The sequence below is a fragment of the Gracilibacillus thailandensis genome (assembly GCF_010994055.1).
In the GTDB taxonomy this organism is placed as follows: domain Bacteria; phylum Bacillota; class Bacilli; order Bacillales; family Amphibacillaceae; genus Gracilibacillus; species Gracilibacillus lacisalsi.
Window position 1 is genome coordinate 1 of record NZ_WJID01000014.1, and the last position, 26,409, is coordinate 26,409.

General features: G+C 36.8%; 23 protein-coding genes and 1 riboswitch. Of the genes, 17 read left to right on the forward strand and 6 right to left on the reverse strand.

Features of this window, described 5'->3' with window-relative positions; genetic code table 11:
* Positions 1–492: 492 nt before the first annotated feature.
* From GH715_RS05785 to GH715_RS05815, 7 genes are all read left to right on the forward strand, one after another.
* Entirely contained in the window at positions 493–1,086 is a 594-nt protein-coding gene (locus GH715_RS05785) for a DUF3889 domain-containing protein (RefSeq protein WP_153834805.1), read from the forward strand.
* A 202-nt stretch (positions 1,087–1,288) separates the two neighbouring features.
* Positions 1,289–1,450: a hypothetical protein gene (locus GH715_RS05790; protein WP_163578473.1), complete on the forward strand. Its 162-nt coding sequence runs from the start codon at positions 1,289–1,291 to the stop codon at positions 1,448–1,450.
* A gap of 154 nt (positions 1,451–1,604) precedes the next feature.
* Positions 1,605–1,913 carry a lmo0954 family membrane protein gene (locus GH715_RS05795; RefSeq protein ID WP_018933472.1) on the forward strand — a complete coding sequence of 103 codons (309 nt, stop codon included), beginning with the start codon at positions 1,605–1,607 and terminating at the stop codon, positions 1,911–1,913.
* A 23-nt stretch (positions 1,914–1,936) separates the two neighbouring features.
* Positions 1,937–2,566 (forward strand): PspA/IM30 family protein, encoded by a 630-nt coding sequence (locus GH715_RS05800; protein WP_153834806.1) that lies wholly within the window; start codon positions 1,937–1,939, stop codon positions 2,564–2,566.
* Between the two features lie 141 nt (positions 2,567–2,707).
* Positions 2,708–3,427 (forward strand): cell wall-active antibiotics response protein LiaF, encoded by a 720-nt coding sequence (liaF, locus tag GH715_RS05805; protein WP_153834807.1) that lies wholly within the window; start codon positions 2,708–2,710, stop codon positions 3,425–3,427.
* Entirely contained in the window at positions 3,424–4,461 is a 1,038-nt protein-coding gene (locus GH715_RS05810; RefSeq protein WP_153834808.1) for a sensor histidine kinase, read from the forward strand. Before liaF ends, GH715_RS05810 begins: the two co-directional genes overlap by 4 nt.
* On the forward strand, positions 4,458–5,096 hold the full coding sequence (locus GH715_RS05815; protein ID WP_153834809.1) for a response regulator: 639 nt from the start codon (positions 4,458–4,460) through the stop codon (positions 5,094–5,096). The genes GH715_RS05810 and GH715_RS05815 overlap by 4 nt, the downstream gene beginning before the upstream one ends.
* Before the next feature lie 40 nt (positions 5,097–5,136).
* Here the strand turns inward: GH715_RS05815 and GH715_RS05820 are convergent, their stop codons facing one another.
* Positions 5,137–5,739, reverse strand: coding sequence for a YpmS family protein (locus tag GH715_RS05820; protein ID WP_153834810.1), 603 nt, complete (start codon positions 5,737–5,739; stop codon positions 5,137–5,139).
* A gap of 12 nt (positions 5,740–5,751) precedes the next feature.
* Positions 5,752–6,633, reverse strand: a complete 882-nt coding sequence (locus GH715_RS05825) for an SGNH/GDSL hydrolase family protein (protein WP_153834811.1) — start codon at positions 6,631–6,633, stop codon at positions 5,752–5,754.
* A gap of 936 nt (positions 6,634–7,569) precedes the next feature.
* Between GH715_RS05825 and GH715_RS05830 the strand changes: the two genes are divergently transcribed.
* A complete protein-coding gene (locus GH715_RS05830) occupies positions 7,570–8,466 on the forward strand; it encodes a S16 family serine protease (RefSeq protein ID WP_153834812.1) in 897 nt (298 codons plus the stop codon).
* A 333-nt stretch (positions 8,467–8,799) separates the two neighbouring features.
* On the opposite strand, the gene GH715_RS05835 is transcribed toward GH715_RS05830, so the two are convergent.
* On the reverse strand, positions 8,800–10,470 hold the full coding sequence (locus GH715_RS05835) for a PLP-dependent aspartate aminotransferase family protein (RefSeq protein ID WP_153834813.1): 1,671 nt from the start codon (positions 10,468–10,470) through the stop codon (positions 8,800–8,802).
* Positions 10,471–10,545: 75 nt separating this feature from the next.
* Positions 10,546–10,657: riboswitch (SAM riboswitch) on the reverse strand.
* Between the two features lie 154 nt (positions 10,658–10,811).
* On the opposite strand from GH715_RS05835, the gene GH715_RS05840 reads away from it, so the two are divergent.
* The 4 genes from GH715_RS05840 (at position 10,812) to GH715_RS05855 (ending at position 16,597) form a co-directional block, all read left to right on the forward strand.
* The gene (locus GH715_RS05840; RefSeq protein WP_153834814.1) at positions 10,812–11,267 is read left to right on the forward strand and encodes an Hsp20/alpha crystallin family protein; all 456 of its coding nucleotides are present in this window, start codon (positions 10,812–10,814) and stop codon (positions 11,265–11,267) included.
* Between the two features lie 82 nt (positions 11,268–11,349).
* Positions 11,350–12,792, forward strand: a complete 1,443-nt coding sequence (gene cls, locus GH715_RS05845; RefSeq protein ID WP_163578474.1) for a cardiolipin synthase — start codon at positions 11,350–11,352, stop codon at positions 12,790–12,792.
* A gap of 683 nt (positions 12,793–13,475) precedes the next feature.
* A complete protein-coding gene (locus GH715_RS05850) occupies positions 13,476–15,359 on the forward strand; it encodes an ABC-F family ATP-binding cassette domain-containing protein (RefSeq protein ID WP_153834815.1) in 1,884 nt (627 codons plus the stop codon).
* Positions 15,359–16,597 carry an aminopeptidase gene (locus tag GH715_RS05855; protein WP_153834816.1) on the forward strand — a complete coding sequence of 413 codons (1,239 nt, stop codon included), beginning with the start codon at positions 15,359–15,361 and terminating at the stop codon, positions 16,595–16,597. Before GH715_RS05850 ends, GH715_RS05855 begins: the two co-directional genes overlap by 1 nt.
* Positions 16,598–16,764: 167 nt before the next feature.
* Here GH715_RS05855 and recQ read toward each other — a convergent pair whose 3' ends face one another.
* Positions 16,765–18,537 (reverse strand): DNA helicase RecQ, encoded by a 1,773-nt coding sequence (gene recQ / locus GH715_RS05860; protein ID WP_153834817.1) that lies wholly within the window; start codon positions 18,535–18,537, stop codon positions 16,765–16,767.
* A 260-nt stretch (positions 18,538–18,797) separates the two neighbouring features.
* On the opposite strand from recQ, the gene GH715_RS05865 reads away from it, so the two are divergent.
* Positions 18,798–20,645 (forward strand): cation:proton antiporter, encoded by a 1,848-nt coding sequence (locus GH715_RS05865; protein WP_153834818.1) that lies wholly within the window; start codon positions 18,798–18,800, stop codon positions 20,643–20,645.
* Between the two features lie 13 nt (positions 20,646–20,658).
* Here GH715_RS05865 and GH715_RS05870 read toward each other — a convergent pair whose 3' ends face one another.
* Positions 20,659–20,841: an SE1832 family protein gene (locus tag GH715_RS05870; RefSeq protein WP_018933487.1), complete on the reverse strand. Its 183-nt coding sequence runs from the start codon at positions 20,839–20,841 to the stop codon at positions 20,659–20,661.
* A gap of 366 nt (positions 20,842–21,207) precedes the next feature.
* Between GH715_RS05870 and GH715_RS05875 the strand changes: the two genes are divergently transcribed.
* From GH715_RS05875 to GH715_RS05890, 4 genes are all read left to right on the forward strand, one after another.
* On the forward strand, positions 21,208–21,717 hold the full coding sequence (locus tag GH715_RS05875) for a TRAP transporter small permease (protein WP_324186982.1): 510 nt from the start codon (positions 21,208–21,210) through the stop codon (positions 21,715–21,717).
* Between the two features lie 25 nt (positions 21,718–21,742).
* Complete coding sequence (locus GH715_RS05880) at positions 21,743–23,014, forward strand: TRAP transporter large permease (protein ID WP_153834820.1); 1,272 nt, start codon at positions 21,743–21,745, stop codon at positions 23,012–23,014.
* A gap of 71 nt (positions 23,015–23,085) precedes the next feature.
* On the forward strand, positions 23,086–24,177 hold the full coding sequence (dctP, locus tag GH715_RS05885; protein ID WP_240469353.1) for a TRAP transporter substrate-binding protein DctP: 1,092 nt from the start codon (positions 23,086–23,088) through the stop codon (positions 24,175–24,177).
* 365 nt (positions 24,178–24,542) lie between these two features.
* Positions 24,543–25,061 (forward strand): GNAT family N-acetyltransferase, encoded by a 519-nt coding sequence (locus tag GH715_RS05890; protein WP_018933492.1) that lies wholly within the window; start codon positions 24,543–24,545, stop codon positions 25,059–25,061.
* A gap of 115 nt (positions 25,062–25,176) precedes the next feature.
* Here the strand turns inward: GH715_RS05890 and GH715_RS05895 are convergent, their stop codons facing one another.
* Positions 25,177–26,283 carry an AI-2E family transporter gene (locus tag GH715_RS05895; RefSeq protein WP_153834821.1) on the reverse strand — a complete coding sequence of 369 codons (1,107 nt, stop codon included), beginning with the start codon at positions 26,281–26,283 and terminating at the stop codon, positions 25,177–25,179.
* Positions 26,284–26,409: the final 126 nt, after the last annotated feature.

The following is a 26,409-nucleotide window of genomic DNA, read 5'->3' on the forward strand; positions in this document are numbered from 1 at the left end:
ACCAATATCAATCCCTAAGTAGTACATGTAAACACCACCTGTATGATAGATTAATCAGAAAAGAGGAAACCTCCGCATCTTTATAGCTATCCATCCTCGTTCGATATTCGACAACGTCTGTGTCATCCAGCTGATACGAATCATTCTATAAAGAAGCAGGCATCAGACTTTCCGACGAAGACTAAGCTTCAAGGGAAGTAACGATACCTCCATCTGATTACCCCCATTATACAATTTCATGGGGATACCTTAAAATTAAGGTTACCTATATCATACGAGGGAAGTGGGCAGCCGGAGTGATGGTCAAGCAGTCCATATAATTCACAATGGCCACTAAAACAATCGCAGATCCACTTAGCATTTAGTGATGGGGCTTTACACAGTTTATTTAATGAAAAGGTTCAGATAAGCTTGCTATCGGATATTTCCAGTCACAACATTTGCCCAGTTTTTCATAGAATATCTTGAGTAAATGTTTAGGAGGAAAAGAATATGTACCCATATTACCAGTACGGCTATCCGCAATATCAAATGTTTCCGTATGATTTCCGGCAGAATTTCATTAATGGGCAGGCAACTTGGACAGAAGGCGGGAATGTAACCCAATGTAATATTCCTTGGTCTTATAATCAATACATGACAGTAGCGGTCAGCACCAATTCCCCTTATCAATGTGGTCAAACGATTAAAGTAAGAAACCCGCAGAATGCTAGAGAAGTTATTGTGACGGTCGTGGATACAGTGCCGAACGCACCGGAAACAAACTTAAACTTGCATCGCAGGGCATTTGAGGCATTAGGTGCAAATCCATCTGTAGGAGTGTTGTCCATTCAATTTGAACCATCACCTGAATTGGAGCAGGTTAAATGGGGTAAGTATTTGTTAGAAGTTATCCAGACTGCTTATCCCAACTATAATGTGAGAGATTATAATTTTGTTGAAAAAACACAGCCGTCACAAAATCAAGTGAGAGAAGTCTACGATTATTCTTTACAAAACACGCAAGAACGGATAACTGTCAGAGGAACAGTAGTTTATAACCCGACAACAGAACGAGTTATATCATTTGATATTAGAGAACTTTAGAATAGGATAGGGCATCAGTTGCTAGCACTGTTTGGCTGTTAGCCGAATGAAACACACGCATTCTGTTTTCACGAGTTGCGTGTGTTTTTAGTTTTAGTCTGAATGTGCAAAAAAAGTGGACATAGATTATCTCCTAGTAAATCTGGAAAGAGTGCGGACATTTGTTCCGTTATTTGCGACAAAATCGCTGAATATAGGATGCATGCGGACATCTATTCCGCTATTCGTCGAAAATAGTGCTATCGTAAACCAAATTGAACCAAATAACGGATTAAATGTCCGCCAACATCAAAAAAAGGGTGTTATTTTACCAAATAACGCACTAAATGTCCGCTCAACCAACCTTTCTCCAAATCGAATCTGAACGACTGACTGAGTGGGGAGGAACTTGACTTGAACTGTCACACGCATGGTCCTAGTAATAATAAGCCTCGGGTCTTAGTCTAAAATATATCCGCAGTCCGTTACCCAAATCGATGAGACAAGCTATCATTAAGTTATGGAAGGAGGGAACGCAGTTGAAAACATTTCTACTTATCAGTTTAGCGGTGATCGCCTCAATCATTTTACTAGCAAATCTAGGCCCGATGATCATGCTATTGATTAGTGTGGTGCTTGCTTACTATGGTGTGAAGCAATTCATCTTAGCGAATACTACCGGAAAGAAAGTCGGCTGGGGAATAGTCATCTTAATTGGTGTTTCCATGTCACTGTCGAACATCCCGGCACTAATCGGTGTAGTAGCTTTAGTCGTTTTGTATTACAGTTATAAAAAATATCAGGAAGAAAAAGAACGTCAAGATTACTTAGAGTGGGACAAGCTTTAAATCAAATGAAGGAGGAATATAATATGTCAAACTTATTTACACGTATTAAAGATTCGGTGATGGCAGATTTACACGAGGCTATGGATCGAAAAGAGGAGAAAAACCCAATCGCACACGTTAACCAATACATTCGTGAGTGTGAGCAGGAAGTAAAGAAAATCAAACGTTTGGTGGAGAAACAATATGAAATAAAACAGGATATTGCTAAAGAATTAAACCACGCCAAAATGATGGTGGAAAAGCGTAAACCCCAAGTTCAATTAGCAGAAGAAATGCAAGAAACGGAATTGAAGACGGAGGCACAAACAGAATTAGAGCAATTCGAAGCACGCGTTGCTCATTTAAATGAAATGTCCGATAAATCAGTCAAAGATCTAGAAACCCTTGAGACAAAATATGTTCAAATGAAGCAGAAATTAAAAGACCTCTATGTAAAGCGACTGGAATTACGTAGCAGAGAAAATGTTGCTCGTACGAAACAAGGGATGAACAAGGTCTTGGAAACCGAATTAGTTTCCAAAAGTGCTTCGAAATTTGCAGAGTTTGAAAGCTACATCGAACGCATTGAACAGCGTGTCCAATCAGATTATCGCCTGCATACTTTAGATGCACGCTTTCAAGAATTAGAAAAAAAAGCTACAACAAACAACTAAAAACATGCTATCCTATAAAGAGGGACTACGATCATGGTGAAGTAATTCCCCATGACCGTTAGCGAAGTAATAAAAGTAGGTGCAGTCTATACTGCACCTTTTACTTCCCGTTAAAAATGTACAAAAAGGAGGTCTGCACCAATGTCAATCAAACCAAATAATGATCTATTAAAGACTTTGTTGATCATTGGCTGTGTATTTTTACTTGTAGAATTTATTTTTATGGATGCTGGCCTCCTTTTTCTTATTGCATTAGGGGCAGTCGGCATGTACTTCGGAAGGCGTTCCTTTCATACAACAACAGGTAAAACGCTCTTCTGGGGTGGCGCATTCATTGTTTTTATTGCTGTTATTAATACATTTGTAATACGCTTTTTTATTTTTGTTATTATACTTTATTTCGCTTGGCATTGGTATCAACAAAAACAAAAAGAAAAGCAGCCGTTGCCTAATCATATTGATATAACAGAAGAAACACTATATGAAGACCGTGTTATTCAAAATAAATGGTGTGGCAAATACCATACAACTCAAAATGGTTTCTCCTGGCAAGACCTTAATATTCAATCAGCAGTTGGTGATGTTGTCGTTGATTTAAATGATACGATGCTGCCTAAGGAAGAGTCAGTTATGGTGATTCGCCATCTTGCAGGAAAAATTGTTATTGTCGTACCGTATGATGTAGAAGTTACGATCGATCATACAGTTGTATTTGGTGATATTGAAGCATTTGATCATGAGGAGAAAAACGCCTTCAACCGACACATTCAATTGCAAACAAAAGGGTACCATGAATCACCTCAAAGGGTAAAAATCTTTACCCAAATGATTGCCGGAAAGCTTGAGGTGAGAAGAGGATGAAAATGTATACAAGAATGATCGCTACCGGTTCTCTGTTTGCTTTATTCCTTCTCATTATTTTAAGTGTATTTTATTATTTAGCATTTCCTATCGAAAATTGGCAATTATTATGGGCGACAAAAGTTTTAGAGATTCCATTTGTCGTCATGCTACCGACTATTACGATCCTTTTCGGCTCAATTATCGGTATTATTATCGCTGCGATTTGGCAACGTCGTATTCAATTTTTAGAAAATAGTCTAGCAAGACTGCTGAAAAACCAAACTTTTTCTGATCCTGTATCGTATGAAGAAATGAATCATGTGCTTAGTCGGTTAAAGGAAGTCCAGCAATACATTCAGGATCAAACGAAGCGAACCCAGAAACTAATCGATGAAAGAGCAAGTGCACAGGAAGAGACGATTAATCAAGTTATTTCCGAGGAGCGTAATCGTTTAGCAAGAGAGTTGCATGATTCTGTCAGTCAGGAGCTTTTCGCCGCTTCTATGCTTGTTTCTGCTGTGATAGCATCAAATCAGGAGCAAAAAGAAACAAAGACCAAACAATTACACCAAATTGAAGCAATGATTCAACAGGCGCAATTAGAAATGCGAGCATTACTGTTACATTTACGCCCGGTCTTATTGAAAGATAAATCATTGAATGAAGGAGTGGAGCAACTATTAGAAGAGCTTCATGCCAAGGTTCCGATGGATATTTCCTGGCGTTTGGAAGAAATCAAAGTAAACAAAGGAATTGAAGATCAGCTGTTCCGAATCTTACAAGAAGCGCTTTCCAATGCGTTAAGACATGCGAAAGCTTCGACGATTGACGTATTATTAATCGAACGCGATGATTTTTTAATACTCAGAATCGTCGATGACGGTATTGGATTTAATGTACAGGAAAAAAAGGAAAGTTCATATGGTCTCACTAATATGTATGAACGAGCAGCAGAAGTGGGTGCCAGGCTTAACATCGTAAGTTTGGCAGATGAGGGGACCAAAATAGAAGTGCGTGTTCCATTAATCAGTGAAGAAGGTGAGAAAGAATGATAAGCGTATTATTTGTTGATGACCATGAAATGGTGCGAATCGGTGTGAGTGCTTATTTGATGACACAAGATGATATCGATGTGATTGCAGAGGCGGATAATGGTCAAAAAGCAGTAGAATTAGCCCTGGAACATAAACCTGATGTAATTTTAATGGACTTAGTCATGGATGGGATGGACGGCATCGAAGCAACACGAAGAATTATCGCTAAATGGCCGGAAGCAAAGATATTAATTGTTACGAGTTTTATTGACGATGATAAAGTCTATCCTGCTTTAGAAGCAGGTGCGACAAGTTATTTATTAAAGACTTCCAAGGCAGAGGTAATTGCTAAAGCCATTCGTGATACCTATGCTGGCGAATCAGTTCTTGAAAAAGAAGTGACTGCTAAAATGATGGCGAAATTCAGTAATCGAAAGTCGAAAAGCTTACATGACAGCTTAACTAAAAGAGAGCTAGAAATCTTATTATTGATCGCCCAAGGCAAGACGAACCAGGAAATTGCGGATGACCTTTTTATTGCACTCAAAACCACAAAAGTCCACGTCAGCAATATTTTAAGCAAGCTGGAGGTACAAGACCGTACACAGGCAGCGGTCTATGCCTACCAAAACGGATTAATTGAAAATGAATAGTAGGTAGCCACAAAAAAGGCGGGAACTTTGCCCTGCCTCTTTATAATCCCAAAGTGTCATTTGGTACTTTGATACGGAATGAAATATTATCATTGATTAAATCAATTTGCTGTGCCCGTACACGGAAATTACTTTTTAATTCCATCTGAGTTAAAGCAATATAAATATGTTCTTCTTTTGGGTTGATTGTTATCCATTCGGGCGTTGTCACTCGACTGCTAACATATTGCAAGATACGATCTTGTGGTAATCGTAATAATCCCAGTGACATTCCGGTTGATTGAAGAATAACGTCACCATTCTCTTGTACGATCGGTTCAAACGAAATGTTAACGGGGACTTCTTTTGAAAAAGCTTCCACACTCCCCATTAAATGGACTTCTTCATCTAGCCGAAGTGAATATTGTATATTATCCAGCTTCGGTAATTTCGCGATATAAGCGTTGACAAGCTCATTCAAGTTATCTTTGCTAGAGCGGATGGTAAATTCCGCCCCAGCTTCATCCTCCAGAAATACTTTCTCTGGTGGTTCCGCACCAGGCGCTGGCCAGAAAATGAAAAGGAAAATCCCCAGAATAAGAGCAAGATTAACTGAAGCTAAAGTAATAAATAATTTTTTCCAATTGGTTATTTTGTCTTTCATTCATGTCATCCTTTAGTTTTGGGCTTCTTCTAAATCATTTTCTAAATAAGTAATAACTCGTTCTGCCATCAATTGGTATCCTTTATGATTCGGATGGAAATTATCATCTGAAAATACATTATCTGTCTCGTATTGATAGATATCCTGCATCGGAATATAATGAACCTGTTCATATTGATTGGTAACTTGTAAACTTTCATTATTCCAACGTGTCAAAATCTGATTTAAGGCTTCAATATCACCAAAATATTTCTCGAAAGGGTTGAAAAAGCCTAACAGATAAATCTCTGCTTCTGGTTGTACTGATATGATGTGATCTAATATTTGTGATAAGCGATCACCATATGGTCCGCGTCCTTCGATGAAAGGTTCTTCTGTTAGATTCATAAAATTATCTTTCATAATTTGCATAATATCATTTGCACCAATGGTTATAAGAACCATATCTGCTTTTGCTAAAGATTCATTAATCTCAGGATTCTCCTCTAATCTTTTTAACAAATGATCGGTACGATTACCTCGTTTGCCAAAGTTATCAAATGTAACATCGATATCTTGTTCGTCCAATCGTTCATCTAAAATACCAATATAACCACCATTGCCTGTTTCATCGCCAACCCCTTGAGTTAAGGAATCGCCTATCGCAGTAATATGTGTATCTTTTTGAAAAAAACTAAGTGCCTCTCTTACTGCGTTGCGTACGTTTTGGCTAAGTGATTCTTCTTCTTCCTCTTCAATTGTTTCTTGTTCTGTCGTCTCTTCTGCTGATTCTTCACTAGGTTGTGAAATAGATTCATTTGTTTTATTATTATCCGTTTGGAAAAACAATAGAAAGATAGCGATCCCAGCAACGAAGATAAATATAATAAGAAAAATGAACACCTTTTTGCTCATTACCAACACCTACATTAAAAAGTCTCTTACTTGATTATACCCGTCTTTTAAATTTGTTAACAGAAAATCTAAATATAGTACAAACTGCGAAATAAAGTGGACTCCCAAGTGAATTTGGGCTGAGCGCGGACATTTGTTCCGCTATTTGTCGCAAAAGTGCCGATTTTAGAGTAGTCGCGGACATCGATTCCGTTATTCATCGAAAATAGTGCTAATGGAAGCCGAAATGAACCAAATAAGGGATTCAATGTCCGCTAACATCGAAAAATAGGTGGTTTTCAGTCAAATAACGTATTAAATGTCCGCTTCATAAACGTTTGCACCTAGATCACTAGTTCGCAGTATGTATCAGATAATTAGAACAGAGCTCGGCAATTAATCTTTGGTTATGTGTTACAGGATATGCAATTCATGGGCTGAAAATGCTTGTTTTGTATAATGGTATGTATTGTATCACATGAAAGATTTTATGGTAAATAGGAAAATGTGCCGTATAAAAGGTCTGCGGTCTTATGTATTTATATTTATCTTGGGGAGATGAGACCTTTTTCATCTTAAATTTTTGCATGTTTTCTTTTGCCTGCTATCATATGGGATAGAGTGCAACTTTTTTCATGTATTTTCTCATTTCTTATTGTGAACCAACGTTCAGGATACTTTTTCTTTCTTTCTGAATGATACAAAGACTCTATTAGTTTTTTGGTTTTAAAGTTATAAAGGCATCTATATTTATAGTAAGTAAATATATGGAATATTATGTTAGAATTATCATGTAAGGATCTGATACTAACTTGATATGATAATTTAATGCGACCGTTTCGATTATTTATAAGTTAACTTTAAGACGCTATTACATAAGTGTATAAATAATTTTTTCGAAAGATGTCATTATTCTGAAGATATTGTTTAGTATAAGCGTAATGGAGGTGTATCAAAATGTTTGTGAAGAAAGTAGTAAATATAAACAGAAATGCTCCTTTTTGGTTTATATGTAGCATATATTTAACAGAATTTTATTATTATTTAGTGGATTTCATTAACTCCTTTGTCTTTGTATTATTGTTATGTGCAAACATTATATTTTTATTAATTTTCAATTCGAAAATATGGAAAATTCCCTTATTGGAACGTCCGGCTTTGATATCATTAATTTTGTCTGTATTCTTTCTCGTATTCGATTTTCCTCTTGTATTACTAGATACCTACCAATATGCTATTACCTCTTATAGTGAACCAGAAGAAATAATAGAAGACACAGGAATTTATTCCTTAGGAGTTAATCTAACCTATATTAGTTATATTGAGAATGAAGAGGAATTCATCAAAAACGTAAAATCAGACAAAAATAATTACGAAGTTATAGATATTAAAAACAAAAATAGGTATAAGAATAAAAACACTGAAATATTTAACATGATGGGGATACAACTAAAGAGTGACTTTGAAAAAATGTCTAAAGTTGTTACAGATTATTTGCATTCAACCCCTAGTTCAATAAAAAAATATTTTGATAGGGAAAACACAGGGGGGAATAGTTCAGGATTATCCTTGATTCTATCATCCCTTGTCTATCAAGGAAAACTTGAAAATAATAAACCTATTGCTGTAACTGGCGCAGTTAATAAAGAAGGAAAGGTCTATCCAGTGGGGTACATCAAGGAAAAAATACTAATATCAATTGATGCAGGATTCAACCAAATAATAATACCAACTGAAAATATGCAGGAAGCAAAAGAAATAAAGGAAGCATATGATCTACCTATCGAAGTGATAGGTGTACATGATGTGGATGAGGCGGTAGAATTAATAAAAGAGTTAAATGATAATTATTAGGAAAATTAATTATTCTATCAATCGCAGTCAAGCTGCTAAAGGATTAAAGAGTTAGCCCGAAGCTATTATTGACTTTCATAAGATAATGACATTTATTTTGAAGAAGAACTATCAAATGAGTGGTAGATTAAAAGGGATATATTACTCTAAAATAATTAAGTGGTACCATTCAAATAAAATTAGAAAGAATATAATTTGTTTAAAAGGTGACTTATTGGTGATCTTAAATGCCAATAAATGCGAAAACGCCGGGATATACTTAATATTCCGGCGTTTTCTGTGTGTATTTATATTTATCTTGGGGAGATAAATAACGATGTTCAGGGAGAAAAGTTATTCTCCTCGGCGTAAGCGATCTGCTTCTTGGAACGGACATTTATCTTCAACGACAATTTGTCCATTTGCTTCCGCCTTAGTCTTCGTTTCAGTATCTGTTTGCTCTTTGGCAAACCAGACAATTTTAGCTTGATCAGTATATGCAGTTGCTGCTTCCTTACTATCAGTAACAAATAAAATATCAATTTCACCCTCTGCAGTATTTGCAGAAACAATTTGGTAGCCTAACTTTTTCAATTTAGCTAGTGCTTCTGAACCTTCGATGTCACCTGCTACTGCAATTGTTTTCGGACGAATATCGCCATTCTCTCGAGCTAATGGAGATGAAAGTGCCCATGCAATGGCTTTCTCAGTATTTGGCTGGATCGTCGGTTCACTATTTGTTGCTTTTGCAATTGCCTGATCCAGGTCTGCAATAATATCATCTGCCGTTTCAATTCCGACAGACAAACGAATTAATTCTTCTTTAACACCAGAAGACTCTAATTCTTCTTCATTTAACTGCTGGTGTGTAGTAGATGCAGGATGAATTATTAATGATTTTGCATCACCAACGTTGGCCACATGAGACCATAGATTAATATTATCTATCACTTGACGACCTGATTCTCTACCACCCTTTATACCAAAGACGATAATAGAGCCAAAATGGTTACACAAATATTTTTTTGCTAATTGGTGAGATGGATGATTTTCAAGACCAGGATAAGATACCCATTCAACTTGCGGATGGTTTTCTAAGTAATTTGCAACAGCCTTCGTGTTCTCACTATGGCGCTCAATACGTAAATGTAACGTCTCTAGTCCTTGTAAGAAATAGAATGCATTTTGTGGACTTAAAGATGGACCGATATCGCGTAATAATTGTACCCGCAATTTAATGGCAAATGCAGGTGGTCCAATATCAATTCCAAAACGTATACCGTGATATGTTTCATCAGGTTCAGTGAAGCCAGGGAATCGTTCATTATTCCAATTAAATCTGCCGCTATCTACGACAATGCCACCGATCGATGTCCCATGGCCGCCAATCCATTTAGTTGCGGAGTGTACTACGATATCAGCACCCCAACTGATCGGCTTACATACATATGGCGTTGCGAAAGTATTATCTATAATTAATGGTACACCTTGTTCATGTGCGATATCAGCGACAGCTTCAATATCAAATACATTCAAACTAGGGTTTGTAATTACTTCACCAAAAATTGCTTTTGTTTTAGGTGTAATCGCATTTCGGAAATTTTCTGGATCTGTTCCGTCTACAAATTTCACGTCAATACCGTATTTAGGTAATGTTTTGTTAAACAAATTGAAAGTACCACCGTATAAATTACTATCTGCAACAATTTCGTCCCCTGCATTAGCAAGGTTTAAAATAGCTAACGTGATAGCAGATGCACCAGATGCTGTCCCGACTGCCGCTACGCCATCTTCTAACAGGGCAATACGTTGTTCGAACGCATCGACTGTAGGATTCATAATCCGAGAATAAATATTGCCCATTTCTGCTAAAGCAAATAAATTCTGTGCATGTTCCGTATCATTAAATACGTAAGACGTAGTTTGATAGATTGGAACAGCACGGGCATTTGTTGCAGGGTCTACTTGTTGTCCTCCGTGTAATAGATTGGTTTCACTACCTGGAAATTGGAACGAATTTGTCATTATGTACCCTCCTTAAAAATAAAAAACCTCTTCTTAACAAAAGGTAAGAAGAGGTTGAAAATACTAGTTGTCCTCCTCTTATCTTTCAGGTTGAACCTGTAGGATTTAGCACCTTTTCAATTTGATGTTCAAACTGACGGTTGCCGGGCTTCATAGGGCCTATTCCCTCTGCCACTCTAGATAAGAGTTACTACTTATACAATTCAATTGTACTTATTATAAGTTATATATTGGAAACCGTCAATAAAAAATCAGAATATTAATAAAAATTAACGACAGGATCATTTGTCACCTAGATGCATAAAATAAAGTGGGAATTTTATTAGAAAGGAGTGAGCAAAATGGCACAGAAAGGTGGAATCCCAGAGTGGGGAGAAGACTTCATTAAGAAATTAGATGCGTTTCTTTACGAAAAACCGACACGCAATGTGATGGAAACAATCGATAGTTTTTTTGAACAAGCAAAAGTACCAAAACAAATTCCTGTGGATGTTGCTGAAACAGAGCAAGAGTGGATCGTTCGTGTCGATTTGCCAGGTCTAAAAAAAGAGCAAATACAACTGCGTATAGTTGGTAATCAAATTACAGTAATGATAGATCATCTTGAGGAAACCGAACAGTATGATGAATCGTATCATTATTATCATAAGGAAAGAAGACAGCATCGTAACGAGCGCACCATTACATTGCCATATGCAGTTGATAAAAGAACAGCCAAAGCAAGCTTCCAAAATGGAGTGTTAGAAATTAGAGGTCCTAAAACGAAAAAAGACAATGATTCGATTACGATCGACTAAGCTGATAGCGATTGCTATTAGCTTGGTCATAATTGTGCTATATTTATAGTGTGTAAGGTGTCAAGGGAAGGGAGGGCTTCATGTGGAGATTACACAACTAGTCGTTAGTTTTATCTTAATTTTTAATATTCTTTTATCTTTAACCATTATCTTTTTAGAGCGCAAAAATGCTACTGCTACATGGGCTTGGATTATGGTCTTGACGTTCATCCCAATTTTTGGTTTTATCTTATATCTTATTTTTGGTCGGAAATTAAGTAATAAAACGATTTTTACATGGGATACCAAAAGCAAGCTAGGTGTCAAAACCGCTGTACAGCATCAATTGCGAGACATTGAAAATGGAGATTTCTTTATTAATGATCCTAGGATGTATCAATACAAAGATTTATTTTACTTGCATTTACGGAATAATGATGCCATCTTTTCACAGGATAACGAAGTTAACATATTTACTGATGGCAATCGAAAGTTTAATTCGTTATTGGAAGATATCGAAAATGCGACCGATCATATTCATTTACTGTATTACATAGTTAGATCTGATCATCTCGGTTCCCGCTTGGCAGATGCGTTGATAAAAAAAGCAAAAGAAGGAGTCGAAGTCCGTTTTTTATATGACGATTTAGGTTCCCGAACGTTAAGCAGAAAGTTAATTCGAAAAATGCGGCATGCGGGGGCAGAGGTTGAAGGATTTTTCCCACCATTGATTCCGAAAGTTAATTTAAAGATCAATCACCGTAACCACCGTAAACTGGTTATTATTGATGGCAAAGTCGGCTATATAGGTGGTTTTAATATTGGTGATGAATATCTGGGGAAAGATAAGCGATTTGGATATTGGCGCGATACGCATTTGCGCATTACCGGTAGCGCGGTGAAGCATTTGCAAACACGGTTTATTCTGGACTGGAATCAGGCATCCCGTCATGATATTGAATATAATGAACGTTATTATATACCTGTCCCTGCTGGTAATGTCGGCATGCAAATTGTTTCAAGTGGTCCGGACTCCGAATGGGAACAGATAAAACATGGTTATATAAAAATGATTATGTCAGCAAAAGATTATATTTTTATACAAACGCCTTATTTTATCCCAGATGAAAGCCTGTTGGATGCTTTGAAGATTGCCTGTCTGTCAGGTGTGGACGTTCGGATAATGATCCCGAACAAACCGGATCACCCCTTTGTTTACTGGGCAACCTATTCCTATATCGGGGAAATGTTAAAAGCCGGAGCAACCGTTTATATTTATCAAAAAGGTTTCCTGCATGCTAAAATGATAGTAGTCGATAGCAAAATAGCATCGATTGGAACGGCAAATATTGATGTGCGAAGTTTTCGTCTTAACTTCGAAGTAAATGCTTTTTTATATAATGAAACGATGGCAGAAATGCTAGTTGATGAATTTGAAAAAGATATGGAGCACGTAACCAATCTTACATATTCTCTCTATCAACAACGTTCCTTATGGATTCGTTTTAAAGAGTCTATTTCAAGATTGATTTCACCGATTTTGTAGAAATTCGGACAAAGAAACAGAATCAATTTGCTGTACAAAAAACATAAACTGCGCAGTAACGAGGACAAGGAATTGCTTTCTACCATCATTCTTGACTTAGAGAGTGCATGTAAACCGCTCCGGCAGAATACTGCGCTTTCCGTGGGCTCGGCTTCAGCTAACTTGGTGAAGAAAGGCGCTTCACCAAGTGGATCTTCAGCTCTCGCTGTCCCACAGGAGTCTCCGTATTCTGCCTACGCTATTTTTGTTCCCTAATTATAGAAAGAAATGAACTTTATGGAACTAAATTTTTCTGTTTTATTACAGTACTAATTGGGTGTGAATGCCTCTTTAGCATAGTCGTACCCTACGCTACATATGGTGGAGAAATCGACTAGCTGATTTCGGATAAGCGTTGTGGAGCATATCTTAACGAAGGCCGCCCACTTCCACTCCTGTGGGACCTGTTTGACCTGAAGATCCACTTTTTCGAGCGGTTTTTGCTCGAAAAAGTTAGCTGAAGGGCAAACCCACGGAAAGGGAAGTGGGCAGCCGGAGTGGTAGTTGTCATCACGATATATTATCTCTTAGGTGACCGCACATCTACCACATTACTTCGCAGTATATATCGACTAGGAATCAGGTGAACGTAAAGGAACGTGGAGGTTTTGCTTAGTTTTTCTTAACTAGAAAGGATAGATACAATGCGCACGATTAAAGTAGAGGATCTAGTCAAAACGTATGGTGAGAAAGTATTGTTTGACGAGATATCGTTTTCGATTACAGACAGCGATCGTATCGGTTTAATAGGGGTTAATGGTACAGGGAAATCCACTTTGCTAAAAGTATTAGCAGGTATCGATCAAGCAGAATCCGGCATGATCGATCACCCAAACGATTACCGAATAGAATACCTAGATCAAGATCCGCAGTTAATGGATGGGGACACGGTGCTAAATCAAATATATTATGGTGATGCTGAAATGATGGTCACCTTACGACAATACGAATCAGCCGTATTAGCTTTAGAAAGAGATCCTGAAAATGTAACCATGCAAAATCAACTTTTGAAAATGCAGGAAAAAATGGATCAAATCGAAGCATGGGACGCCATGACTGTTGCTAAAACAATCCTAACCAAATTAGGAGTTCCGGCGTTTGACCAAAAAACCGAAAATCTTTCTGGCGGTCAACGTAAACGTGTAGCAATAGCCAAAGCTTTAATTCAACCAGCAGATTTACTGATACTTGATGAGCCAACCAACCATCTTGACAACGATACGATCGAATGGCTCGAAGAATATTTACCAACTTATCAGGGAGCTATTTTGCTTGTTACACACGATCGCTATTTTCTTAACCGAATTACCAACCGTATTTTTGAGTTGGATAAGGGTAACTTATATACATATGAAGGCAATTATCAAACCTTTTTAGAACAAAAAGCGATACGAGAAGAACAAGAAATACAAGCAGAACAAAAGCATAAAAATATTCTTAAAAAGGAAATTGCCTGGCTCAAAGCAGGTGTGAAGGCCAGAACAACGAAACAAAAAGCAAGAATTGATCGTGTTGAGGGGATGAAAGAGAAAACCTTCGACACAAAAAAACAGGATCTATCATTTCAAGTCGGATCCACTCGCCTTGGAAAAAAAGTCATGGAAGTTAAAAATCTAGGTAAATCATATGACGGAAAAATCTTGTTTAAAGATTTTAGTTTTCTAATTAAGCCTGGTGACAGACTAGGGATAGTTGGTGCTAATGGTAGTGGAAAAACGACATTACTGAATATTTTAGCTGGTCGCCTCGAGCCGGATACAGGCACAATCGATATCGGGGAAACCGTGAAAATCGGTTATTATACCCAAGATCATCCACGACTAGATGATAGTGTCAAAGTAATTGACCTTGTCCGCGACGTAGCAGAGGTTGTCCATACCATAGATGGCAGTGTTATCACCGCTGAACAAATGCTGGAACGATTTTTATTTCCAAGATCACAACAATGGACATATGTTAAGAAATTATCAGGTGGGGAACGTCGCAGATTATATTTATTAACCGTATTAATGCGTGAACCAAATGTATTATTTCTCGATGAGCCAACTAATGATTTGGATACCGAAACTCTCGCGATACTTGAGGACTATTTAGATCAATTTCCTGGTGTCGTAATCACAGTATCTCATGATCGCTACTTTCTGGATAAAACCGTTGAACAGATTATTGCCTTTACCGAGAATGAAACTTTAACCTTTTTTTATGGCAATTATTCTGAATTCCGCGAACAGCAAAAAGAATCAGAGGATAAGCAAAACAAAACGACATCCAACCATAAACCGAAACGAAAAAAGAAAAAGCTATCCTATCATGAACAAAAAGAGTGGGATACAATTGAAGATGAAATAACCGAACTGGAAACAGAACTTGAGCAAATCGCTACAGAAATTGCCGAAGCAGGTAGTGATATAGGCAAAATTCAACCACTATACAATAAACAAAGTGAAATCGAGCAACAGCTAGAAGAAAAAATGGAAAGATGGGAAGAACTATCCCTTTTAATAGAAGAACTGAAGGAGGAATCATAATGGCAGACAAACAACTACAGGAAAAATACGCAGAACTCGCATTAAAAACAGGTGTGAACTTACAAGAAGGACAAGCACTAGTGATCAATTCTTCCATTGAAGGAGCAGATTTTACGAGAATTGTAGCCCGTAAGGCATATGAAATGGGTGCTAAAAATGTCCATATTAATTGGTCAGATGATGAGCTTACCTATTTGAAATTTAACTATGCATCAGAAGAAGTGTTAACAGATATACCGGAATGGCAAGTAGCGAAGCATTTAGATTTTGCTGAAGATGGTGCGGCGTTATTATCGATCCGCTCGACTAATCCGGATTTACTGAAAGATATCGATTCTGCGAAAGTCGCAAAAGCAAACAAAGCAAGTGGGCAAGCGATGAAGGAGTTTCGTCAATATACGATGAATGATCGGATTCCATGGTCAATCATCTCCATTCCAACAGGTGACTGGGCACAAAAAATCTTCCCAGATAAATCGAAAGAAGATGCAATCGAAAGCTTATGGGAAGAGATTTTTAAAATCGTTCGTGTTGATCAGGAAGATCCTGTAGCTGCATGGGATGAACATAATCGTACATTAAAACAAGCTCGAGAATACTTAAATAAAAAATCTTATAAAGCGTTAATATTCAAGTCAGAAGGTACAGGTATTCGCTTTGAACTACCAGAGGGTCATATTTGGAAGGGTGGATCTGCGAAATTACCAAATGGTAATAATTTCAACCCGAATATGCCGACAGAAGAAGTCTTTACAATGCCACATAAATACAAAGTAGATGGTAAAGTAACTGCAACAAAACCACTTGTATATGGTGGTAATATGATTGATGGCTTCAGTTTAACATTTAAGGATGGGAAAGTAGTCGATTTTGAAGCAGAACAAGGCTATGATACATTAAAGCATTTATTGGAGACAGATGAAGGAGCAACACGACTTGGAGAATTAGCATTAGTACCACATGCATCTCCGATATCACAATCAGGTCTAATTTTCTATAACACTTTGTATGATGAAAATGCTTCTTGTCACATTGCATTAGGAAAAGCATATCCAACAAACCTTGAAGGCGGCTCTGATATGAATGAGGAAGAGCTGGATAAACATGGTGTCAATGATAGTCTGACACATGTTGATTTCATGATCGGATCTGCTGACTTAGATATCGATGGAGAAACGGCAGACGGAGAAAAAGAACCGGTATTCCGTCAAGGTGCATGGGCCATTGATTTTGATTAATATAGGAAAAGAAAGAACTCTCGTTTCGAGAGTTCTTTTTAATAAAAAGTGTCCAGTAAAATGTGGAAAGTGTCCAATAAACAGCTGAAAGTGTCCAGTAAACTTCAAAAAGTGTCCAATAAATCTTCGAAAGTGTCCAGTAATTCATAAAAAGTGTCCAATAAAATCTAGGCCTTTTCCAAAAAGCACTCCAAAAAGACTTCTCCATATTGTTCGAACTTGCGCTCACCAACACCATGTATCTGTAGCATTTCGTATTTCGATTTTGGCTTGACTACAGACATTTCGCGTAAGCTTTTATCAGAGAAAATCACATATGGTGGAACACCTTGCTGATCTGCTAAAGTCTTTCGCAATCTCCGTAATTGTTCAAACATTTCCGTATCGTATGCAACAACTTCTGTGGTCTCCACTTTGGCAGCCTGTACATATACTTTTTCTTCTCCTGTTAAAACGGATAGAGCTCGCTTGCTTAGACGTAGGATCGGGTAACGCCCGCCTTCAGAAACTAAAAAATCCTCTGCAACTAAAAATTGAATAAAGGAAACAAGCTCTTTCTCTGTCATCTCTTTCATCAATCCGTACGTGGATAGTCGATCAAAGCGAAATTGCTTTACCTTTTTGTCATTGGATCCTTTTAACACCTTCGCTACTAAACTGGCTCCGAATCGTTCATCCATTCGCTTGACACAAGATAATACCATCTGTGCTTCCTTTGTGCGGTCAACTTTTTCTAAATCACTGTCACAGTTAGAGCAATTGCCACATGCTTCTGTTGAAGAAATGGTATCATTAAAATAACGGAGAATATATTGCTGCAGGCATTGATCGGTATGGCAATAGTTAATCATTGCCTGTAATTTATCATATTCACCTTTCTTTTTCTCCTCATCCATCATTTCCGACTGATCAATTAAATATTTTTGCAACGTAATATCTTGTCCAGAAAAAAGTATCACACATTGACTTGGTTCACCATCCCGTCCAGCGCGTCCGGCCTCTTGATAATAACTTTCTAGATTCTTCGGTAAGGCATAGTGGAGTACATAACGGACATTGGATTTATCAATCCCCATCCCAAATGCATTGGTAGCGACCATTACTCGTGCATTATCATAAATGAAATCATTTTGTGCTTCTTTTCGAGCTTCCTCTGACATACCCGCATGATACTTTCTAACAGAAAATCCTTTTTCTTGTAACAAATAATATAACTGATCGACTTGTTTCCGGGTTATCGCATAAATAATACCAGTATCATCTTGATGCGCCTTTAAATAATCCGTGACATATTCTTGACGATCATGTCCTTTTACAACCTGAAAGGTAAGGTTACTACGTGCAAAGCCAGTGTTAACAACAGCATTATTCTCGACATCGAGCAGTTGCTGCAAATCACGAATCACTTCCGCGGTAGCTGTTGCTGTTAACCCAATCAGTACAGGTCGGTTCCGTAATTGATGAACGGCTTGGACAACGGTCCGATAACTGGGACGGAAATCGTGCCCCCATTGTGAAATACAATGAGCTTCATCAAAAGCAATCAATGACACATTCAGCGAATTAATGGCACTAAAAAAAGCATTAGAATCAAACCGTTCCGGTGCAACATAGACAAACCTGTATTCACCGTTACGAATCTCAGCTAATCTGCTGAATTGTTCATCTGTTGTCAGGGAGCTATTTATGTAGGTAGCTGCAACACCTAAAGATTGTAGAGCATCCACCTGGTCTTTCATCAAGGAAATCAGTGGGGAGATCACGACGGTAATCCCCTCTTGTGCAAGACCGGGGATTTGATAACAGATTGATTTCCCTCCGCCAGTAGGCATAATAGCTAGCGTATTTTCTTGATGGAGGATTTGGTTCACAATTTTTTCTTGTCCAGGTCGGAAAGCATCGTACCCGAAATATTTTTTTAATAAATCCAACGTACTCATAAAATATCATCCTTTTAATAAACTCATTGTTAGCATAACATTTTTTATGCCTGATACATATAGTAAAACTTGGCTTGTCGCTGTTATTTTGGCGGATTTCATTGTTATACTTCCATAGAAATCAATCCCTTTATCGTTCAAAGAAAAAAGTTTGAAATAAAAATATTTACATCCCTCCTATTAACCTTTAAAATAATGCTAGCTTCTGCTGAAATTAATGAAAGTATATATAGATAAAAGATAAAAGGTGAAGGGGGATAATGATGGACTCATTATTATTAATACTCATGTTTATTGCTGTGCTTGGGGTTGGTTCGCAGTGGGTAGCCTGGAAATTTCGACTGCCGGCAATCGTCGTGATGTCGATAGCCGGCTTACTTGCTGGGCCGATATTCGGACTAATGAATCCAGAGGAAGCTTTCGGTGACTTATATCGCCCATTTATTTCCATAGCTGTGGCGATTATTCTGTTTGAAGGAAGCTTGAATCTGAATTTTAAAGAAGTAAAAGGGTTAGGAAAGCCAGTCTTTCGTATTGTTACATGGGGAGCATTTCTTGCCTGGATTTTTGGATCGTTAACTGCCCATTATGTAGCAGGTTTATCCTGGGCAGTTGCATTTGTCATCGGTGGTATCTTTATTGTAACAGGTCCTACCGTGATTTTACCATTGTTAAGGCAATCAAAATTAAAACCAACACCAGCAAAAATATTAAAATGGGAAGGGATTGTCGTCGACCCATTTGGTGCCTTATTAGCTGTTTTTGCGTTTGAATTCATTTTATTCTTGTTAGCTGACGGAAGAGATGCAACAGCATTATTGTTTTTCTTATTAGCATCCTTATTTGCTGTAGTGCTTGGGGTTGTCTTTGGAAAGATTACTGGATGGATGTTTGAGTCAGGCCATATACCAGAATTTCTAAAATCACCTGCTGTTTTCGCATTAGTTATTGCTTGTTTTATCATAGCGGATGAAGTGAAACATGAAACAGGTTTATTAGCAGTAACCGCAATGGGGATGACGTTAGCGAACCTTGGTATATCTTCTATTAGGGATATGCGTCACTTTAAAGAGAATATCTCGATGCTTTTAATATCAACAGTATTTATTCTTTTAACTTCATCGCTGACAATGGAAACATTAATGGATGTTTTCCAACCATCAATTATTGGATATGTATTACTAATGCTGTTTGTCGTCCGTCCATTATCGATTTTCTTATCGACGATTAACTCGGGTTTATCGTTGCAAGAGAAAACATTGGTTGGCTGGATCGCACCACGAGGTATTGTTGCTTTAACCGTAGCAAGTTATTTTGCAACAATTCTGGCAGATGAAGGTTTTGCAGGTGCTTCACTTGTTACACCTTTAACCTTTGCATTAGTATTCTCAACGGTTGTTGTTCATGGCTTTTCAATTGGTTGGCTAGCGAAAAAACTAAACCTTTCATCAGAAGGAAACCCTGGTGTGTTAATTGTCGGTTCTAACCGCTTTACAAATGGATTAGCAAAGGCGATGAAAGAACTAGGTATCCCAGCAGTAGTGGTTGATTCATCGTGGGATCGTCTAAACGGTGCCAGAAAAGCAGGTATTCAGCATAACCATTGTGAAATTTTATCAGAGCAAACAGAATATACGATGGATTTCACACCATATGATTACTTGTTAACAGCGACTGAATATGATTCCTATAATGCCTTAGTATGTTCTACATTCTTGCCTGAGTTTGGTCGAAAGAATGTATTCCGTTTACCAAAACAAAATCATAGCGGAGATCATTTAGTAGATATTGATCATACGATTGGTGGAAGAGAAGTATTTACACCTACAGAAGGCATCGAAGAATTGAAATACAAATTAAAGAGCGGTTATGTTTTACGAAAAACATCCCTAACAGATCGTTATTTGTATGAAGATTATTTGAAAGATCGTGACAAGGAAACCGTACTGTTATTTGTGTTAAAACAGTCTAAACAAATCGAGTTCTTTACCGAAGATTTAGAGACAACAGCAACAGCAGGCGATACGATTGTCAGCTTAACACCACCAAGTAAAGAATTTCATAAAATCAAGGAAAAACTAGAGGAAAAAAGAAATGAAAAAAGCTAGCAACAAACAGTTGCTAGCTTTTTTGCTGTTGGAGCTTTTGGCGAAGGGAGGAAATTTTAGCTGCCAAGCGCTCCAATTCTTTTTCATTATATTCTGTGTTACCGCCAACATATACTAATTTCTCAAGGTCGGCAGATAGCCTTGTATAATCAGCTTTTAAATCTTCTATTTCCGCTTCGATTTCTTTTTTATTCATCCTTTTCACTCCAAATATAAATTCTATAACTCTATGTAAAGCGTAAATCAGTTAGCCATAATAGGCAAGTAACATGCTAAAATAAACAAAAACTACCAAAAAAATGAAAAGGATGTACCTTTTTTGGAGGATTATGAATTATTTATGAGCATATGACATTATATATCCATGAAAGCCGAACATTTTTTTTATATACGACTATTTGTGGTTTAATGGATCTCAATCGGGGCATAGTAAATTTGTGAAGAATGCAACATTTTTGTAACATTAAATATAACTTATAGTTCGGTATTTTCTTAAAAGGAGGAAATAGTTATCAAATTCTTTCGATTATTAGATAAATGTATACTTAAAATAGAAGAATTCATTTTAGGAGGATCCATAATTGTTATCGCGCTAATGATTTGTATGAATGTTATTAGTAGGCAATTTTTTGGTCCTAGTATCGGTTTTCACTCAGAAGTAGCCAAGTTTGCTGTTGTGATCTCAACATTTATGGGGATTAGTTACGCTGCACGAAAGGGAAGACATATTAGTATGTCTGCTATTTACGATACTGTGCCATGGCGTATTCGGAAAGCAATGGCTATTTTAATACCACTAGTTACAGCGCTGATATTATTTGCTTTAACCTATGTATCCTTTGAGTATGTAGTGAATGAATACGAAAGAGGTACTACAACAGCGTATTTGGGTATGCCTACATATTTAATGTATTTATTCATACCATTAGGTTTCTTTATGGGTGGTATTCAATTTGTGAGAAATTTATTCGTAAACATTGTCAATAAAGAGGTTTACATTGGGACAGATGCGTTGGATTATAATGATAATAAACCAGAAGATCGTCATATTGATGATCAAATGCAAGTATAATTAGTAAAAAAGTGAGGAAGCCAAAATGCTTACAATATTATTAGGAATTATGGTCATTCTACTTCTGCTTAACTTTCCAATGATGATACCACTTATCGTTGCACCATTTGTAGTTGTCTTATTAGGATATACAAAGTTCCCAATTGACTCTTCAGTTATGGTGGGGCAGTTAGTTACAGGAATTGAATCATATCAATTACTTTGTGTCCCATTATTTATCTTTGCAGCTGATATCATGACTGCAGGTAAAACATCACAACGTTTATTAGACTTTATAGGTTCATTCATAGGTCATCTTAGAGGTGGATATGCTGTGACAACAGCAGCAGCTTGTTCTTTATTCGGTGCCATCTCTGGTTCAACTCAAGCAACGGTAGTAGCAATAGGTAAACCAATGCGTGAAAGATTATTGAAAGTTGGTTATAAAGATTCAAGTGCAATGGCTTTAATTATTAATTCAAGTGATGTAGCTTTATTAATTCCGCCTAGTATAGGTTTAATTATGTATGGCTTAGTGTCTGGAGAATCCATCGGGGAATTATTTATTGCCGGTATTATTCCAGGTCTTATCGTATTCTTAGCATTTACGCTTTACAGTGTAATCTACGCAAAGGTGAAAAATATTCCATTGTCAGATAAAGCAACATGGAAAGAAAGATTTTATTCATTTAGAAGAGCGTTATTTCCTTTAGGATTTCCGATATTAGTTATTGGTGGTATTTATTTAGGATGGTTCTCCGCAACAGAAGCAGCAGGGATATCTGTTCTATATGCTTTAATATTAGAAGTAGTTATCTTTAGAGCTGTGCATATCAAGCAATTACCTAGTATTGCCTTATCAACAGGGCTAGTTACATCAGCCGTATTTGTGTTAGTTGCTGGTGGTCAAGTATTCACCTATCTTGTCAACTTAGAAAAAATCCCACAAATGCTGTCTGATGCAGTATTAGGGTCAGATCCTAGTACAATGTATGTATTGCTTATTGTAACCATATTCTTTTTTGTGGGATGTATGTTTGTTGATCCTATAGTAGTGATCTTAGTGTTAACTCCTATTTTTGCACCAATAGCAAGTGAAGTCGGAGTTGATCCAATACATTTAGGTATTGTTATAACATTCCAAGCAGCTTTAGGTTCTGCAACACCACCATTTGGTGTAGATATATTTACAGCCAGTGCCGTCTTTAATAAGCCATATATGGAAGTAATAAAAGGTACACCTCCATATATTCTCATTATGGTACTGATTTCTGTTTTATTAATTCTGTTTCCACAGATTTCTCTTGCTTTATTGTAAGAGGAATTTAATTATAAAAAATTTATTAGGGGGTTTTTATCATTATTAACAAAAAGTATTCGCTATTAGCAGTGTTACTATTAGCATTAGGTGTCTTGTTAGCAGCATGTGGCGGAGACACAGACGAAGAAGAAGCAGATAACGGCGGTGAAGATACAGGCGACAACACAGAAGAAACTACAGATGACGGTTCTGGTGAAGAAGCTTCTGGTGATTTTGAAGAGCAGGAATGGATTTTCATCACAGAAGAAACTGGTGAACAAGTACAAATGGCTTATGCAGATGAATTTGCAAAGCGTATTGATGAGAAATCTGGTGGAAATATCACAGTAGAAACTTATGAATTTGGTGGACTTGGTAGTGAAACAGACCAAGTTGTACAATTACAAGAAGGGACTGCTCAGCTAGCAGTAACATCTCCAGGTTTTATTGGGAACACAGTAAAGGAAAGTCAAATCTTTGGTTTACACTTCTTATTTCCTGAAAGTGTAGAAGAAACACAACAAGTTTTAAATGAAAGTGAAGCAATCAATGTAGATTTAGTAGAGCAATATGAAGAGGTTGGATTAGAGCCGCTTGCGTTTTGGACAGAAGGTGCTATGCAATGGACTAGTAATAAACCTTTAGCTGCACCAGCAGACTTTGAAAACTTTAAAATGAGAACGCAAGGTAGCGAGTTACAAAACGAATCTTATGGAGCATATGGAGCAAACCCAGATGGTTATAGCTGGGGTGAGCTTTACACAGCATTAGAAAACGGTACAATGGATGGGCAGGAAAACCCAATTTTCTTTATTGCTGATGCTTCGTTCCACGAAGTTCAAGATTATATGACTCTTTCTAACCATAACAACTATGTAGCAACAACAACAGTTAACCAAGAATGGTATGATGGTTTAGGAGAAGCTGAAAGAGCTCTAGTCGATGAAACAGTGGAAGAATTACAAAGCTGGGTGTTTGACGAACAAAAGCGTCAAAATGAAGAATTCTTATCTGTCATTGAAGAAACGACTGAAATTGTAGAAATCAGTGAAGAAGATCGTGAAGAATTTAAAGAACTAGCAATGCCAGTACGTGACTTCTATCGTGAGAACATCTCAACAGTTGATGGAGCAATTCTTGACAAACTAGAACAAGAAATTGAAGAAATTACTGGCGAGTAATTTAACAACCAAAAATTCACATGATTATTAATATGCATGAAAAATCCTTGAGCTTATAATAGCTTGAGGATTTTTTGTTATAAGGGAAGAGAGTATAAAATCAGAGCGATGACCTTGTTAATCGAAGTAGTTATTTTGAAATGTTTGAAGTATATTTCGCTTTCCACGGGCACGGCCACAACTAACTTTGCAAAGTGATAATATAATGAGTATATTATCTATAAATTTCCAGAAAATATTTATAAATCTGAATTCGCTTTCATTGACTCTGAAAGAATTTCACAATATACTTAAATTATCTGCCGTTAAATTTTGCTACATAAGCAAAGTTTAATGTAAATCTAAACTATAAAGGAGAGGGTTAAGTGAAGACAAGTATCAGGAAATGTACACTCGAAGATTTGCATTTGTTACAGGACATAGGTACAGAAACATATAATGAAACTTACAGTCATCTAAACACACCCGAAAATATTAACGAATATTTAGACCAAGCCTTCAATACAGAACAACTTACGAAAGAATTATCCAATCCATCCTCAACATTTTTATTCCAATACGTAGACAACATGCTAACAGGTTACTTAAAAGTAAATGAAGGAGAAGCTCAAACATACCAAATTGGTGATAATGCACTGGAAATCGAACGCATTTACGTGAAAAATACCTTTCATGAGAAAGGATTAGGGAAATTATTACTACAAACAGCAATTGATATCGCAAGAGAGCGAGATAAAAGTGAGATCTGGTTAGGCATTTGGCGAAAAAACAAAAATGCTATTGATTTTCATGAAAAAATGGGATTTGAAAAGAGAGGATCCTACTCGATATATATAGGAGACGAGGAACAAAATAATTATATTATGGTCAAGCAGTTAAAATAATATTAAATGTATTTCATTACTATAAGTCTTATATTCTCTTATAAGGTAACAGGCTTTCGCCAACCTAATTGGCGAAATGCCATGGTATCTTATACTATCATCAATTCCTTCACTCTTAAAACAAATCTGGATCCTCTTCTGGTTGTTTTTTCTTCCATTCACGATAGAAATGTGCAATGATCGTTTTGACAACTGCATAAGCAGGAATGATAAACAATAATCCTAAAAATCCTGCGATTCCCCCAGCTGCTAGAATCAAGGTAATAACCGTTAACGGATGAATGGATAGCGCTCTTCCCATTACATTTGGTGAGATAAGGTTACTTTCAATCTGTTGTGCGACTATCATCACGATTGCAGCCCAAAAAGCCATAATCGGCTCTTGAAAGAACCCAACGATAATAGCAGGAATTGCTGATAAAAACGGACCTAAGAATGGAATGAAGTTCATTAATAATCCGAACAACGCTAAGGACAAGGAGTAATCAAGGTCAATGATCAAATAACCGATATAAAGCATTGCACCGACACAAACACTGACGATAAACTGTCCTTGGATAAAGGATGCCAATGTATGATTAATGTTTGTAGTTAAAGTTTTAAAGCTTTGTGCCTTTTTAGGGCTTAGAAACTTTGAAATAAAAGGTACAAATTTATATCCATCCTTTAACATAAAGAAAAGGAAGAATGGAATTAAGAAAAAGGCAAAAACAAAACTAAAAATCTGGCCGATTACTCCGATAATACTGGACGTAATGGTTTCTGCATATTGGTCCAGGTTATCCATTACATTTTGGATCGCATTTTCAAATTGCGGTGGTATAATGTTTTGATTTTCCTGCCACATTTCAAATAGTCTTTCTGCATTTTCTACCATTTTTGGGATACTATCGACAAAGTTTGAAAATTGTCTTTGTACAATAGGAGCAACGAAGTTAATAATAATTGTAATCACTGAGACGATGATTAGAAATACGATAAACGTACCGGCAATTCGCGGTACTTTCTTTTTTTCTAACCAATTAACGATAGGATTTGTAATATAAAAGATAATCCCAGCTCCTATGATAGGAACCGCAATGGCAGTCAGATAAGCACCAACAGGTTCAAATATAAACTTAGTTAAAGAGAGGAGATAGATTAGCGTAAAAATAAGTATACATGTTACGAGAATCCGTATGCTCTTTTTTTCAAACAAAAGTGCCACAACCTTTTCTTTCATTATTCGTTAATCCTATTCTATCATATAAATGAAAAAAATGGTTTTTTGAACATAAGTCTCTACCAAATAGTGTGAGATTACAATAGAAACAGTAGAAAGTCTATGCTAGTATAAGAATATATAACG

Bases quoted from the DNA above. Each gene is read 5' to 3' on its own strand.
- GH715_RS05785 (WP_153834805.1), top strand. From the start codon at position 493: ATGTACCCATATTACCAGTACGGCTATCCGCAATATCAAATGTTTCCG.
- GH715_RS05825 (WP_153834811.1), bottom strand. From the start codon at position 6,633: ATGAGCAAAAAGGTGTTCATTTTTCTTATTATATTTATCTTCGTTGCT.
- GH715_RS05790 (WP_163578473.1), top strand. From the start codon at position 1,289: ATGCGGACATCTATTCCGCTATTCGTCGAAAATAGTGCTATCGTAAAC.
- GH715_RS05840 (WP_153834814.1), top strand. From the start codon at position 10,812: ATGGCACAGAAAGGTGGAATCCCAGAGTGGGGAGAAGACTTCATTAAG.
- GH715_RS05880 (WP_153834820.1), top strand. From the start codon at position 21,743: ATGCTTACAATATTATTAGGAATTATGGTCATTCTACTTCTGCTTAAC.
- GH715_RS05850 (WP_153834815.1), top strand. From the start codon at position 13,476: ATGCGCACGATTAAAGTAGAGGATCTAGTCAAAACGTATGGTGAGAAA.
- GH715_RS05810 (WP_153834808.1), top strand. From the start codon at position 3,424: ATGAAAATGTATACAAGAATGATCGCTACCGGTTCTCTGTTTGCTTTA.
- GH715_RS05855 (WP_153834816.1), top strand. From the start codon at position 15,359: ATGGCAGACAAACAACTACAGGAAAAATACGCAGAACTCGCATTAAAA.
- GH715_RS05830 (WP_153834812.1), top strand. From the start codon at position 7,570: ATGTTTGTGAAGAAAGTAGTAAATATAAACAGAAATGCTCCTTTTTGG.
- GH715_RS05895 (WP_153834821.1), bottom strand. From the start codon at position 26,283: ATGAAAGAAAAGGTTGTGGCACTTTTGTTTGAAAAAAAGAGCATACGG.
- GH715_RS05815 (WP_153834809.1), top strand. From the start codon at position 4,458: ATGATAAGCGTATTATTTGTTGATGACCATGAAATGGTGCGAATCGGT.
- recQ (WP_153834817.1), bottom strand. From the start codon at position 18,537: ATGAGTACGTTGGATTTATTAAAAAAATATTTCGGGTACGATGCTTTC.
- GH715_RS05865 (WP_153834818.1), top strand. From the start codon at position 18,798: ATGATGGACTCATTATTATTAATACTCATGTTTATTGCTGTGCTTGGG.
- liaF (WP_153834807.1), top strand. From the start codon at position 2,708: ATGTCAATCAAACCAAATAATGATCTATTAAAGACTTTGTTGATCATT.
- GH715_RS05820 (WP_153834810.1), bottom strand. From the start codon at position 5,739: ATGAAAGACAAAATAACCAATTGGAAAAAATTATTTATTACTTTAGCT.
- GH715_RS05835 (WP_153834813.1), bottom strand. From the start codon at position 10,470: ATGACAAATTCGTTCCAATTTCCAGGTAGTGAAACCAATCTATTACAC.
- GH715_RS05800 (WP_153834806.1), top strand. From the start codon at position 1,937: ATGTCAAACTTATTTACACGTATTAAAGATTCGGTGATGGCAGATTTA.
- GH715_RS05870 (WP_018933487.1), bottom strand. From the start codon at position 20,841: ATGAATAAAAAAGAAATCGAAGCGGAAATAGAAGATTTAAAAGCTGAT.